10 protein-coding genes are annotated in these 13,738 nt (G+C 56.5%); 9 read left to right on the top strand and 1 reads right to left on the bottom strand.

The genetic code is table 11. The features are described 5' to 3' along the window. The first annotated feature begins 407 nt into the window (after positions 1 to 407). A complete protein-coding gene (locus R2R70_RS04000) occupies positions 408 to 1,427 on the top strand; it encodes an SMP-30/gluconolactonase/LRE family protein (protein ID WP_410977316.1) in 1,020 nt (339 codons plus the stop codon). A gap of 464 nt (positions 1,428 to 1,891) precedes the next feature. On the opposite strand, the gene R2R70_RS03995 is transcribed toward R2R70_RS04000, so the two are convergent. Continuing rightward, the gene (locus tag R2R70_RS03995; protein ID WP_410977315.1) at positions 1,892 to 3,421 is read right to left on the bottom strand and encodes a UxaA family hydrolase; all 1,530 of its coding nucleotides are present in this window, start codon (positions 3,419 to 3,421) and stop codon (positions 1,892 to 1,894) included. A gap of 292 nt (positions 3,422 to 3,713) precedes the next feature. On the opposite strand from R2R70_RS03995, the gene R2R70_RS03990 reads away from it, so the two are divergent. The 8 genes from R2R70_RS03990 (at position 3,714) to R2R70_RS03955 (ending at position 13,694) form a co-directional block, all read left to right on the top strand. After that, positions 3,714 to 5,018 carry an L-fuconate dehydratase gene (locus R2R70_RS03990; protein WP_284727642.1) on the top strand — a complete coding sequence of 435 codons (1,305 nt, stop codon included), beginning with the start codon at positions 3,714 to 3,716 and terminating at the stop codon, positions 5,016 to 5,018. 198 nt (positions 5,019 to 5,216) lie between these two features. Then, positions 5,217 to 6,269: a TRAP transporter substrate-binding protein gene (locus R2R70_RS03985; RefSeq protein WP_107335113.1), complete on the top strand. Its 1,053-nt coding sequence runs from the start codon at positions 5,217 to 5,219 to the stop codon at positions 6,267 to 6,269. Between the two features lie 75 nt (positions 6,270 to 6,344). Further along, a complete protein-coding gene (locus tag R2R70_RS03980; protein WP_317292870.1) occupies positions 6,345 to 6,836 on the top strand; it encodes a TRAP transporter small permease in 492 nt (163 codons plus the stop codon). Further along, the gene (locus R2R70_RS03975; RefSeq protein WP_107335115.1) at positions 6,833 to 8,089 is read left to right on the top strand and encodes a TRAP transporter large permease; all 1,257 of its coding nucleotides are present in this window, start codon (positions 6,833 to 6,835) and stop codon (positions 8,087 to 8,089) included. Before R2R70_RS03980 ends, R2R70_RS03975 begins: the two co-directional genes overlap by 4 nt. A gap of 30 nt (positions 8,090 to 8,119) precedes the next feature. After that, a complete protein-coding gene (locus R2R70_RS03970) occupies positions 8,120 to 9,577 on the top strand; it encodes an FAD-binding oxidoreductase (RefSeq protein WP_410977314.1) in 1,458 nt (485 codons plus the stop codon). A 2-nt stretch (positions 9,578 to 9,579) separates the two neighbouring features. Continuing rightward, positions 9,580 to 10,752: a fumarylacetoacetate hydrolase family protein gene (locus tag R2R70_RS03965; protein ID WP_107335117.1), complete on the top strand. Its 1,173-nt coding sequence runs from the start codon at positions 9,580 to 9,582 to the stop codon at positions 10,750 to 10,752. Between the two features lie 54 nt (positions 10,753 to 10,806). After that, entirely contained in the window at positions 10,807 to 12,384 is a 1,578-nt protein-coding gene (locus tag R2R70_RS03960; RefSeq protein ID WP_107335118.1) for an aldehyde dehydrogenase (NADP(+)), read from the top strand. 317 nt (positions 12,385 to 12,701) lie between these two features. Further along, the gene (locus R2R70_RS03955) at positions 12,702 to 13,694 is read left to right on the top strand and encodes a nucleoid-associated protein (protein ID WP_131431768.1); all 993 of its coding nucleotides are present in this window, start codon (positions 12,702 to 12,704) and stop codon (positions 13,692 to 13,694) included. The last annotated feature ends 44 nt before the right edge of the window (positions 13,695 to 13,738 follow it).

Raw genomic sequence — 13,738 nt, 5'->3', positions numbered from 1 at the left:
AAGATGGCGATAGCAGTGGTTCATGGCAACACCGTACCTGATGGGTCACGTGTTGCACTTGGTCATTGAGACCGCCGAGCCATACGAGACAGAAGTTATGTCAGATCTTTGGGTTACACAGCTGAAACTGCCCTCATTCTTTGAATCATCTGACAGCTTATCCAAGCTCGGATCGGATCATCAACATCATCAGGCCGCTTTGTACAGTGGTCAAGAGAAATACGCCTCATCGGGTGTCACCTGCAAGCCCGAAATTCGCAACGACGTGGCGGCCATTTTCCTTCGTCGGCAACCCCACCCCCTGCAAATGTTAACCATACGTATGTCGCAGTTACACATACGTTCCATCAGGTCATTCTCATTAAAGAACCCCCGAACAACAAATACGCTTTCACATGAGGTGATATATGACGATTGGACGCCGTCAATTCCTAGCTGGGACCGCCGCACTGACCGCTGCGGCGAGCTCGCCCTCCCTATTCGCCCGCGCCGAAGCGCCCGAGCGCTATCCTAACGACTGCTGGGAGGTGCTCGACGAGCGGTTCGAACGCTACATGCTATTCAACTCACCGCTGCAGCGGATCTGGAGCGGCGGGCTGTGGCTCGAAGGTCCGGTTTGGAACGCCGTCGGTCGCTTTGCCGTGTTCAGCGACATCCCCCGCGCGCGCCAGATGCGCTGGGATGAGGCCAGTAACACGGTTAGTGTGCTGCGCCACAAGGTCGGTCACTCCAACGGCAATGCCTTCGACGACCACGGCCGGCTCATCGCCTGCGAGCACTCGCCCGCCAGGGTGGTTCGCTACGAGTGGGATGGCAGCGTGACCGTATTGGCCAACGACTGGCAGGGCAAGCGTCTCAACGCGCCTAATGACTTGGTCACGCTGCCCAACGGCGGCATCATCTTCACCGATCCCGGTTACGGCGCTCACGTGGACTACGAGGGCCACAAGCGCGATCTGGAGATCGAGCCGGCTGTTTATTACGTTGACGATACCCTGGACGAGCCGCTGCGCCTGACCACAGCGCCCTACAAGCCCAACGGCATCGCTCTCAGCCCGGACCGGCGCACACTCTACGTAACCGATACCGCGCCATCGCACTATCCCGACCAGCCACCCGCCATCTTCCGATTCATGCTCTCGGAGGACGGCAAGGCCGTTTCAGACGGCGAGCGCTTGGTCGAAGGTCAGGGCGAAGGTTACGATGGTATGGCCGTGGACAAGGACGGCAATCTCTGGGTCGGAACCTCCGGCGGCGAAGGCAAGGACGGCGTCAGCATCTTCACCGCCGAGGGTGAGCGCATCGGGCGCATCCTACTGCCCGAGGTCTGTGCCAATGTCTGCTTCGCCGGCGAGGACCGCAACCGACTACTGATGACCGCGAGCCGCTCCATCTACACCATTTACACCGGTGCTCGCGGCATTTAAAGCCGCCTTACCGCCGCTGGTGATTCTTGGGAATCTGTAGGCCATCAGCGCCGGCGCTCGATTCTTCAAAACCAATTTTAACCAACTGTTCCGCCACGCGAATCGCGACCTTGAAGCCATGGCCCGTGTGGCGGAACAGCCGGTCTTACCTACCGTCAAGGTGGATACCGGCGCCTACGCCGTACTACTAACCAGCGCTGTGACACTACCGGACGTCGAAGTCTAGCTGTGCGACTCCATCCGATTGTTTACGAAAAGCCCCAGCCGGCTATGCGAAAGCTGGTAATTAAGGGTGGCATGCGGTCGATAACCATGACGCCACCCATCATATCCGACAAGGGCTATTTCGTAAGGTATATCACCGTAATATTACCGCTAATTCAGTACATTTTGCATATAATCAATTGACAAAAAATTACATAATCACCTTTAGCAATATATTTACGAGAGCTCCCCCGTTTTGATCAGGTAATTGCTCCAACCATCCAAGGTACGAATTCGTTATTACCGTAACCAAGAGTCTCGCTAGCGCTGAGCTGACCGGAGGCTACCGATATGATGTGTTCGAATATCTCACGACCAACGCTATCAATGCTCCCCCCCCCTTCGACGATGATACCGCAGTTGATATCCATGTCTTCACGCATGGCCTCGAACATACGAGTGTTGGTCGCAAGCTTAAGACAAGGCGCAGGCTTGAAGCCCGATACCGACCCCCGCCCGGTGGTGAAGCAGACCATATTGGCCCCCGAAGCAATCTGCCCGGTCACCGATGCTGGGTCATAACCGGGGCTATCCATGAAATTGAGTCCGCTTCTCACGAGCGGCTGGGCATATTCGAGTACATCATTGAGGCTCGATGTTCCACCCTTAGCCACCGCTCCCAACGACTTCTCGAGAATCGTCGACAAGCCTCCCGCCTTGTTGCCCGGCGACGGATTATTGTTGAGCTCTGCCCCATTAATGCGAGTATAATGCTTCCACCAGGCAAGGCGCTCTAGCAACTTGACCGCCACTTCTTTGTCGATGGCACGATCAAGCAATAGATGCTCCGCCCCATAGATCTCAGGCGTCTCGCTTAAGATCACGTTCCCGCCGTGTTTCACAATAAGATCTGCAGCATGGCCAAGGGCTGGGTTAGCTGAGATACCCGAATAACCGTCAGAACCACCGCACTGCAGCGCCACGGTCAAATGATTTAGCGCCGCCGGACGCCGCACCACGGGCCCCTTCGCGCGAGCCATTTCCAGCACCTTCTCGCTGGCCAGTCGAATGCTCGCGCGAGTGCCCCCTGCCTCCTGAATATTGAAATAATAAATGTGTGAGATATCTGTCAGGCCTGACTTCTCGACCAGTTTCTTGACCTGATTCGTCTCGCAGCCCAGACCGATGATTAGCACGAAAGCAAAGTTAGGATGTCGGGCGTACCCCGCTATCACTCTTTCGAGGAAAGTGAAGCCGTCGGACTCGGTGTTAATGGCACACCCTGATCCATGAGTAACCGGAACAACACCATCAAACCCCAGCGCCTCGAGATCTCCGCTGGAATTGAGTGATTCCGCCGCCATCTTGGCCACCGTCGCCGAACAATTCACCGTCGATAGGATGCCAATGTAGTTGCGTGTCCCAACCTGACCATTGTCTCGATGGTAGCCGTCGAAGGTCCGATCATTTGCCATCACCGCCGTCTTCTCGGCTGAAACGAAATTCATCAATGAAGAGTCGCGCTCACGCATTGCCAAGTTATGCGTGTGCACGTGCTCGCCGATATCAATATCTCGACTGGCAACACCGATGACTTGACCGTATTTGATGATCTCTTCGCCGTTAGCGATCGATATCACCGCCACCTTGTGTCCTGCATCGATATTCTGCTTGGCAAGATGTTGGCTACCGTCAACAGGATAGCCTTGAGGGATAGCTCGGGTAGCAACACCTACATTATCAGCATCATCCAGCCTGACCAGCACATGTAAATTATTGATCAGTTCCATGCCAGCACCTCGAAATAGATATTGCTAGGGGGGGGAACCACCAATGCTTCCACGAGATGACACTTAAGGACAACAACCAAGAAACATACATTCGTATTCAAAAATTTCTTTAAGGTGAATTTCTCCCCATGCTGTGCCCCCCCACCCGCAGAACATCACGGCACCAGACCACCGATAACCAAAACGAATCGCTAAAACTTATTTTTGATTGGATAGATATCAAAGAGTACACATACGCTGCTAGGACGCTTGACCCTACCACGATTTAAAAAACGACCTCCTAGGAGCAAAGATGACCACCATAACTCACCTCGAAGTGCGCGATATCCGCTTCCCAACCTCACGGGACCTAGACGGCTCAGATGCCATGAATGCTGCCCCCGACTATTCGGCCACTTACGTAGTACTTTCCACAGATGCAGACGACGGGCGCGAGGGTCACGGCCTGACCTTCACCATCGGTCGCGGAAATGAGGTGTGTGTAGCTGCCGTGAATTCCTTATCCTCACGCATCGTGGGGCGTGAACTGGAAGCGATAACAGCCAACATGGGTAGCTTCTGGCGAGACCTAACCAGTGGAGATAGCCAGCTGCGCTGGTTGGGCCCAGAGAAAGGAGTTATCCACCTTGCATGTGCCGCTATCGTCAACGCCATCTGGGACCTTTGGGCTAAGCGCGAAGGCAAGCCCATCTGGAAGCTGTTAGCCGACATGTCCCCTGAAGAACTAGTGCGCTGTCTGGACTTCCGTTTCGTCAGCGATGCCCTGACCCCAGGCGAAGCACTGGCAATCCTCAAGCGTAACGAGTCTGGAAAGTCCAAGCGCGAGGCGTATATGCGAGAGGCCGGCTATCCGGGCTATACGACATCAGCGGGGTGGCTCGGATACACCGAGGACAAAGTGCGTCACTTGGCGCGAGAGGCACTTGCAGAGGGCTGGGAGCATTTCAAGCAGAAGGTCGGTGGTGACCTGACTGAAGATCGGCAGCGCGCACAAATTCTACGCGAAGAAATTGGTTGGCAGCGCACCCTGATGATGGATGCTAACCAGATGTGGGATGTCGACGAGGCTATCGCGAACATGCGCAGCCTCGCAGAGTACGCCCCGCTATGGATCGAAGAGCCCACCAGCCCGGACGATATCCTTGGCCATGCAGAGATCCGCGCCCGCCTTGCTCCATCAATCGGTGTTGCCACTGGTGAGCACTGTCACAACAGGGTGATGTTTAAGCAGCTACTCCAAGCCGAGGCAATTGACTTCTGTCAGCTAGACGCTGCACGGCTGGGTGGGCTTAACGAGGTGATCGTGGTGTTGCTGCTCGCAGCCAAGTACGACGTTCCAGTTTGCCCACATGGTGGAGGCGTTGGGCTGTGCGAATATACCCAACATATATCCTTGTTTGACTACATTGCCGTTTCCGGTTCGCTCGAGGGTCGACTTCTTGAGTACGTGGATCATTTGCACGAGCACTTCCTCGACCCGGTTCGTATCAATAAGGGCCGCTATCTAGTGCCAGAGGCCCCTGGGTACAGCATCACTATGCACCCCGAATCACTGGCACGCTTTCAGTTCCCAGGTGGTGAAGCTTGGCAGCAATGATTTGACCTTCAACATATCCGCAGCACTTCGACCAATGGCCAAGTCTCATCAGATGCCTCCTCGTGTAAGTTGAACATACAGGAGGCATTGACAAACATAACCAAAATTAATGCAACCATTCTCAGCCACACGTAGCGCACTGCGCTCGGATGGCACGCCGCAAAACGTAGACACGCTAGCCATATCAAGGAACCAAGCATGCACACAACCACAATGACGCGTGTGACTTCTCTGATCGGCGCCACACTGCTAGGTTTGACCACCTTACAGGCCAGCGCCGCACCTGAAATTCCACCAATTCCTGCCGTCCAAGGCGACGTTGTCCAAGCTGAAGGTGATTTCAAGATCAAGTTCAGTATCGGCACCACTCAGTCCGGTGCCCAATATCGAGGTCTAGAGTACTTCGAAAAGATCGTCGAACAGCGCAGCGATGGCCACATCCAGGTCGAACTTTTCCATAGCGCCCAGCTTGGAGATGACCTTCAAGCCGTCAGCAACCTTCAGTCCGGCACACTCGAGATGACCGCTCCCTCCACTTCACCTCTAGTGGGAATGTTCCCGGAATTTGCCGTCTTTGACTTGCCATTCCTATTCCCCACCCCAGAAGTTGCCGATAAGGTCTTGGACGGTGAGATCGGTCAGAAGATGCTCGATGACGCTTCACGACAAGGACTTGTCGCTATTGGATGGGCCGAAAATGGCTATCGTCAGCTGACCAATAGCGCTACACCGGTTACGTCCCCCGACGACCTGGACGGCCTGAAGATTCGTACAATGCAGAACGATATTCACTTAGATATCTGGCGAACGCTCGGTGCCAACCCGACCCCAATGTCTTTCGCCGAACTATTCACAGCGCTGGAACAGGGTGTGGTGGACGGCCAAGAGAACCCCTGGATTACTATCGAAGCCTCTAAGTTCATTGAGGTGCAGGACTACGCCAGTGAGACTAACCATGTCTACACGCCCTTTATTACGCTGGTGTCCGAACGTTTCTGGAACCGCCTACCTGCAGGCTATCAGCAGTTGGTGCGAGACGCTGCCAAGCAGATGGGTGACTACGAGCGCGAAGTTAGCCGTACCCTGAACGACCAAATCAAGCAGCAGCTGAAGCAGGCCGGGATGCAGATAACTGAACTAACTCCGGAGCAAGTCGAAGTATTCCAAGAGAAACTGGCCCCGGTTTATGACGATTGGCGCGACGAGATCGGCGGTGAGCTGATCGATGCGATCCGAAAGGCATCACAATAAACGCGGATATGCCGTAGCGGGGCGGCCAGCGTCGTCCCGCCTATACCTCAAACGCGCCAGTCATAAGAGTCCGCCATGAACGCTAGCTCAATCTCCTCACGTTCTTCAGTACTGGGGTTGCTCAAGCGCAGCCTCGAGATCGTCATTGGCCTGTTGGTCCTGGGGGTCGTCTTCTGTGTGGTATCTAACGTCTTCGGTCGCTTCGTACTCAACTACTCCTTCGTGTGGGCCGAAGAACTATCGCGAGTGCTATTCATCTGGCTAGTGCTGCTCGGCGCCGGATTAGGCAGCCTCAACAACGAGCATGTCTCGGTTACCTTCTTCAAGAACATGGCGCCACCGAAGATCCGTAGATTCTTCGGCATTCTCTCAGTACTAATCATCTATGTCGTATGCGTTTGTATCCTCCTCGGCTTCCAGCACTTGGTCGCCGGCTACATCAGCACAACCCCACTGCTAAAGCTTCCTAAAACCCTGCTATACAGTGCCATGCCCGTCATGGCGGTTCTGACATTGATTGCCAATACGATCTTCCTATTTCAGCTGCTAAAGCGGAGCCCGAAATGATTCTCTGGAGCCTTTTGCTAGGCCTAGCATTATGCATCGTGATCGGCATGCCGATCTCCTTCGGGCTCGCTGCTATCAGCCTGTTCATATTCGTCTCTGCTGACTACGCACTGAGCCCCATCGTTTCGGAGGCTGTTAACGGTCTTGATTCCTTCCCACTGCTAGCGATCCCCTTGTTCATCCTAGTAGGGGAGGTAATGAGTGAAGGCGGTATCGCCAAGCGTTTGGTGCGGCTCGCTAGCGCCATGGTCGGCTTCATTTCCGGAGGGCTCGGGCAAGTTGCAGTACTGACCTCAATGTTCTTCGGGGGCATCAGCGGCTCGGCAGTCGCTGATGCCTCGGCTGTCGGAAGCATGATGATAGATCCCATGAAGCGCCATGGTTACTCGGCCCCGATGGCAACTGCGATAATCGTTGCTGCCTCGGTGGTAGGCATCATCATCCCCCCATCAATCCCCATGATTCTGTTTGGCGTTGTTACCGGCACATCGATCTCGGCATTGTTCTTGGCCGGAATAGTTCCAGGGATATTGATCACTTTGGGGCTTGCCGTCACTACCTATCTACAGTCGAAAAAGAATGGCAAGGCCCAGCCTTTCGATGCCAGCGAACTCTTGGCTGCATTAAAGAGCGCCTTTTTGGCTTTGCTGCTTCCTGTGATCATCGTGGGAGGGATTCTGAGCGGGGTCTTCACGCCTACTGAAAGTGCCGCAATCGCACTTCTCTATGCTCTAGCAGTGTCAATGTTCGTCTACCGCAGCTTGCCGCTGAAGCGTTTCTTCCAACTTTGTATCGCTACCGGCAAGCTTACCGGGGTCGTCATGCTGTTGTTGGCTTTCGCCAATGTTCTGGCCTGGCTATTAACTGCCAATATGATCCCCCAACAATTGGTCGCTAGTCTCTCGGCGTTGTCGGATAACATGTTCGTAATCCTGGGCATTTTGAGCTTATTCCTGCTCATCGTCGGCTTCTTTATGGACTTGACGCCCGCCATGGTCATCCTTGCCCCGCTGATGACTCCAATAGTAGTTAAGCTCGGCATCGACCCGGTCTATTTCGGTGTATTGATGTCGTTCATCCTTGGCATCGGTTTGATCACACCTCCAGTGGGTACCGTGCTTTACGTCGGTTGCGGCGTCGGCAAGGTCAGTATGGAGCACCTGGTCAAGAGCCTACTGCCCTTCTATTCCACACTACTCCTCCTACTAGCCCTATTCCTGGCCTTCCCCGGATTAGTTCTATGGTTCCGCTAACCCCTCCAGATCAAGGAAGAGGAGCTCGGTATGAACATTAGTTCTTCAGAAGTCATATACGCCTTGAACGCGCTACTTGGTGAGGGCGGCATCTTGGAGTCGTCGCAAGACATGTCGCGCTACGCAGTAGATTGGGCAGGCGATAGGCTCGGCAGCCCCCTAGCTGTGGCACGCCCACGAACTACCGAAGAAGTGGCCGGGATTGTCGAGTTCTGCCACCGTCATCGGGTGCCCATGGTCGCGCAAGGCGGTCATACCGGCCTAGTTGGTGGCGCCCTACCCGATGCCGAGCAACCAGAACTGGTAATCAGTCTAGAGCGCCTCAACCAGATTCGTGAGATCGACCCTCTAAATTTCACCCTGAGCGTGGACAGTGGCTGCGTACTACAGACTGTCAAGGACGTGGCCGCAGAACACGAATGCGACTTCCCCCTAAGCCTCGGTGCCCAAGGCAGCTGCCAGATCGGCGGAAACGTCGCAACCAATGCCGGCGGACTCAACGTTCTACGATACGGCATGATGCGCCAGCTAGTATTGGGGCTGGAGGTAGTATTGCCCGACGGGCGTATTTGGAATGGAATGCGTGCGCTGCACAAGGACAACCGTGGCTATGACCTAAAGCAGCTGTTCATCGGAGCCGAAGGCACGCTGGGCATCATCACTGGAGTGGTTCTCAAGCTATTCCCTCAGCCCCAAGAAACGCGCACCGCGCTGGTCGCTGTGCCAGACGTTTTCGCTGCGCTAGGACTCTATGCTCTGGCAAGGCGCAGTTGCTGCGAACTCCTGAGCGCATTCGAGCTGATCCCACGTGCCTGCCTAGAACTCGCCTTCGAGGCAGCACCCGATTTGCCCGATCCACTGGAGACTCCAGCACCGTTCTATGTACTGCTGGAAATAACCGCCAGCGGCCCAGTCGATCTCGAAGCCATGATTGAGCACCTCTTCGATAGTGGCATGCAAGCCGGACAAGTACTCGATGGTGTGCTAGCCAGCAGCGACGCCCAAGCTGCTCGCCTCTGGCGGATTCGCGAAGCCATGGTTGAGGGACAGCAGCTCCATGGTGAGCATCTGCGCACCGATATAGCGCTACCGATCTCCACGCTGGGTAACTTCTTTAATGAAGCCAACCGAGCCATGGCTGCAATCTCTCCTCAAACCACAGTCATCGCCTACGGGCATCTCGGCGACGGCAACCTTCACTTCAACCTGCTGCCGCCTGCCGAGCTGGATCTCACTGCCAAGCGCGTTCTGCTTCACGCACTCGAAACAGAACTATTCGCCATCGTCGAGGATTATCAGGGCAGCATCAGCGCCGAGCACGGTATCGGACGCACCAAGCAGACCGCTTTCCTCGATGGTCTCAGCGAGCTTGAACGCGAGTTGATCTCCGATCTCAAGCAACTTTTCGATCCCGATAACCTGATGGCCGCCGGACGAATTTTGCCCCGCGTGACAGACCCAGCCATACACTACCAGCCCCAGGAATGAGTATGCATCACGTCGATATCCATAAATGTCTCCCTCATGATCTCGATCGAGCTGTGCTGATCGGCCGAGTCTGGCGTGAGACGCAGCACCCAGGCCCTGCAATCGTGATCGTCCGCGATGGCGAGGTGCTAGACATCTCTACACAAATCGCGACCATCGCCGACCTGCTCGACCTAGCAGATCCTGTCGCCTTTGTTCGAAATGTCGACGGCGAATCGCTGGGGCGTGTCGAGTTTTTACTCGAGAACTCGCTGAACAACTCAAGCAATGCTCCCCGCTTGCTCGCGCCATGCGATCTGCAGGCAGTCAAAGCCTGTGGTGTAACCTTCGCTGTCAGCCTACTCGAGCGCGTGATCGAAGAGCAGGCTGCTGGCGACCCGCAGCGCGCCGGAGAACTACGTCGCGAGATTCAGTCCCTGATCGGCGGTGACCTGTCACGTATACGGCCAGGCTCTCCCGAGGCCCTGGCTCTTAAAGCCGATCTCCAAGCCCGCGGCGCCTGGTCGCAGTATATGGAAGTCGGCATCGGTGAAGATGCCGAGGTGTTCTCCAAGGCTCAGCCGCTCTCATCAATGGGATTCGGAGAGTCCGTCGGCCTGCACCCCGCTTCGCGTTGGAACAACCCCGAGCCCGAAATAGTTCTCGCCGTAGATGCCTCAGGTACTCCACGGGGTGCCAGCCTCGGCAATGACGTTAATCTGCGCGACATAGAGGGACGTAGCGCCCTGCTTTTGGGCAAGGCAAAGGATAACAATGCTTCCAGTGCCATCGGTCCCTTCATCCGCTTATTCGATGATCACTTCACGATGGATACCATTCGCCACGCGCAAGTCTCATTGCGCATCGAGGGGGCCGATGATGACTTCGTGCTGGAAGATTCTAGTGACATGCGCGAGATCAGCCGCGATCCGCTGGAGCTGGTATCGCAGACCCACGGCACTCATCACCAGTATCCCGACGGCTTCATGCTGTTTCTCGGTACTATGTTCTCGCCTGTTCAAGATCGTGATGGCCCCGACCAAGGCTTTACTCACCACCTAAACGATCGCGTGACCATCGCGACGCCCAGTCTCGGCGCCCTGATCAATCACGTCGATCACAGCGATCGCCTGCCAGCCTGGACTTACGGGCTACGCTCACTCTTCTCCCATCTCGCCACACGTGGCCATTACTAAAGCGCTTCAAGAACGACCATTAGCATTTATCTCAACCATGAGTCAGGAGACAATATGACCCTGGAAGGCAAACAACTCATTGGCCAACAGGCCGTACTCAGCAATGGCAATGCCATCCACGCAGTGGACCCCGCTACCGGCGAAACCCTCGAACCCGGCTATAAGGCAGGCTCGAGAGCGGAGGTCGAGCATGCCTGTGAACTGGCCTGGACAGCCTTTGATGCCTACCGCGAGACTGGCCTCGAAGTCCGTGCGTGCTTTCTCGAAACCATCGCTGAGGAGATCGAGTCAATCGGGGATGATCTTATCGTGCGCGCCATGGCAGAGTCCGGACTGCCCCGTGGCCGACTCGAGGGTGAACGGGGCCGTACATGCGGTCAGCTACGCCTCTTCGCACAGGTCGTACGCAATGGCGAGTGGCTCGATGTACGCCTTGACCCTGCGTTACCTGAGCGTCAGCCAATGCCGCGGGTCGACCTGCGCCAGCGTCACATCGCGTTGGGCCCCGTCGCCGTGTTTGGTGCCTCCAACTTCCCGTTGGCGTTCTCCGTTGCCGGCGGTGACACTGCCTCGGCGCTGGCCGCAGGCTGCCCAGTCATTGTCAAAGCTCACGCTGCACATCCCGGCACCTCCGAGCTGGTCGGTCGCGCCATACAACGCGCCGTAGCCAAAAGCGAACTGCCCGAAGGCGTGTTCTCACTACTCTATGGCTCCGGACGTGAGCTCGGCCAGGCATTGGTTCGCGATCCGCGCATCAAGGCGGTGGGCTTCACCGGCTCCCGCTCGGGCGGCACCGCTCTGATGCAAACAGCCCAAGAACGCCCCGAACCGATCCCCGTCTATGCCGAGATGAGCTCAATCAATCCAGTGTTCCTATTGCCTGAAGCACTCAAGACACGTGGCAAGGAACTGGGTAATGCCTTTGTCGGCTCTTTGAACATGGGAGCCGGCCAGTTCTGCACTAACCCGGGCTTGGTCATCGCAGTAAAGGGCGAGGCACTCGATGCTTTCGTGGCCGCCGCCAGCGAGGCGGTAAAAGACTCCGCGGCCCAGACCATGCTGACCCCAGGCATTCATGATGCCTACGTGCAGGGCGTCGATGGTCTTCTGCAAAGTAGCACTGCCCGCGAAGTCGCCCGCGGCGCAACTGGCGAGAGCCAAAATGCTTGCCAGACCGGGCTGTTCTTGACCTCTGCCAAGGACTTCATGAGCGATGAGACGCTACAGGCCGAAGTGTTCGGTGCCACTTCACTGGTGGTTGAGTGCACCGACCTCGACGAGGTTAAGCACGTGGCGGAATCGCTAGAAGGCCAGCTCACCGCCACCCTGCAGATGGACGAAGACGACCTGGGCGCAGCCCGTTTGCTGCTGCCTGTGCTCGAGCGTCGCGCTGGTCGTGTGATGGCTAACGGCTGGCCAACCGGCGTCGAGGTATGCCACACCATGGTCCACGGTGGACCCTATCCTGCCACCTCAGACTCGCGTACCACTTCTGTGGGCAGCGCAGCGATCTATCGCTTCCTGCGGCCGGTATGTTATCAAGACCTGCCACAGGGCCTGCTACCTGAAGCACTGCGTGACGGCAACCCTGCCGGGGTAAATCGTTTGGTCGACGGCCATCGTGAGACCTAAGGACCTAGAAGGCTTTGTAAAGTTATCATCAAAGTGAGCAGGTGAAACAGAACGGGACGGCATTCGCCGTCCCGTTCTTATTGGGTGGAATTCGAATCGTCAGACAATACAACTAAAGATAAAAAGACATCGCGAGTTGATTGGAAGGTTACTGCAACTGGCAGTGGGTTTAAGTATTCACTACGGGTATTTCGACCGCTCCCCCGTGAGGAGCCTGATCATACTGCCCAAGCCTAGTTGACCACTACAGCCCTACCGCTGCCGAATCGTGGCAGGTATCATCCCCAGCCCGTTCATCGCAGCCGAGGGAGGTTTCCATGCCGATCCTGCACAGCATCATTCACCGTATCGACAAGGGCAATAGCGAGACGCCGGCCCAGCTGGTGCCTGCCGCCACCGCCCTGCCGGCATCCGATGCACTGGAGGATCTGGTGTCCGGGCTCAATGATGCCTACCACGGCAAGGCCAAGAACTGGGGCCGTTTCAATGAAGACGCGCCTGCTGCCTTCCCCGCCGAGCTGGCGTCTTTCCTCGCAGGTGATACCGATTTCTCGAGCCTGACCCAGACGCTTGCCAGTCGACTCATGCCGTTGATCGATGACAACCTCCCGACAGGCGGCCATCTGCTGGTGGTGGATCACCAACAGGGTGAGACGCGTCATCTGTTCATGGCGTTGCTGCACCATCGTGATGGCTTCGCGATCGACGAGTCCCTCGCGGTAACGCCCGCCCGACAGCTCAACATGACCCAGATGTCACTGGCCGCACGACTGGATATCAGTCAGTGGCAAGGCAGTTCGACGTCTCACCCCTATCTGTCCTGGGCGCGCGATCGCGGACGCACCAAGCTCGCCGAAGCTTTCGCCGAGACGCTGGGCGCACAGGAGCAGCGGGATGCCGGCCAGGAAACCCGCACCCTGCTCAAGGCGTTCAGCGACTATGTCGAGAAGGAAGACATGGCCGAGGAAGCCAGCCGGCAGAAGACCGACACCCTGGTCGATTACGCCACCGATCAGGCCAAGCTCGGCGAGCCGATCACGCTGGACCAGCTGTCAGAGCTGATCGATGAAGAGCACCCGCAAGCCTTCTACGACCACATTCGCAACAGTGACTATGGGCTGTCACCGGAAATCCCGCCGGACAAGAAGACGCTCAACCAGTTCAAGCGTTTCACCGGGCGCGCCGCGGGCGTCTCGATCAGCTTTGACTCGCACCTGCTGGGCGACTCGGTGGAATACGATGAAGCGAGTGACCGCCTGATCATCAAACAGGTCCCGACGGGCCTGCGTGATCAGCTCAAGCAGCGCTGAGCCATGCCAACTGGCAGCTGACGCGAACAGAGGTGCGCTGACCC

The sequence above is a fragment of the Cobetia sp. SIMBA_158 genome, from assembly GCF_046566945.1.
Classification (GTDB): domain Bacteria; phylum Pseudomonadota; class Gammaproteobacteria; order Pseudomonadales; family Halomonadaceae; genus Cobetia; species Cobetia amphilecti.
This window is presented reverse-complemented; position numbering and strand designations above follow the sequence as displayed.

What these genes read in the sequence shown, in the direction of transcription:
- R2R70_RS03965 (WP_107335117.1), top strand. Translation starts at nt 9,580, where the DNA reads ATGCATCACGTCGATATCCATAAATGTCTCCCTCATGATCTCGATCGA.
- R2R70_RS04000 (WP_410977316.1), top strand. Translation starts at nt 408, where the DNA reads ATGACGATTGGACGCCGTCAATTCCTAGCTGGGACCGCCGCACTGACC.
- R2R70_RS03975 (WP_107335115.1), top strand. Translation starts at nt 6,833, where the DNA reads ATGATTCTCTGGAGCCTTTTGCTAGGCCTAGCATTATGCATCGTGATC.
- R2R70_RS03955 (WP_131431768.1), top strand. Translation starts at nt 12,702, where the DNA reads ATGCCGATCCTGCACAGCATCATTCACCGTATCGACAAGGGCAATAGC.
- R2R70_RS03995 (WP_410977315.1), bottom strand. Translation starts at nt 3,421, where the DNA reads ATGGAACTGATCAATAATTTACATGTGCTGGTCAGGCTGGATGATGCT.
- R2R70_RS03985 (WP_107335113.1), top strand. Translation starts at nt 5,217, where the DNA reads ATGCACACAACCACAATGACGCGTGTGACTTCTCTGATCGGCGCCACA.
- R2R70_RS03960 (WP_107335118.1), top strand. Translation starts at nt 10,807, where the DNA reads ATGACCCTGGAAGGCAAACAACTCATTGGCCAACAGGCCGTACTCAGC.
- R2R70_RS03990 (WP_284727642.1), top strand. Translation starts at nt 3,714, where the DNA reads ATGACCACCATAACTCACCTCGAAGTGCGCGATATCCGCTTCCCAACC.
- R2R70_RS03970 (WP_410977314.1), top strand. Translation starts at nt 8,120, where the DNA reads ATGAACATTAGTTCTTCAGAAGTCATATACGCCTTGAACGCGCTACTT.
- R2R70_RS03980 (WP_317292870.1), top strand. Translation starts at nt 6,345, where the DNA reads ATGAACGCTAGCTCAATCTCCTCACGTTCTTCAGTACTGGGGTTGCTC.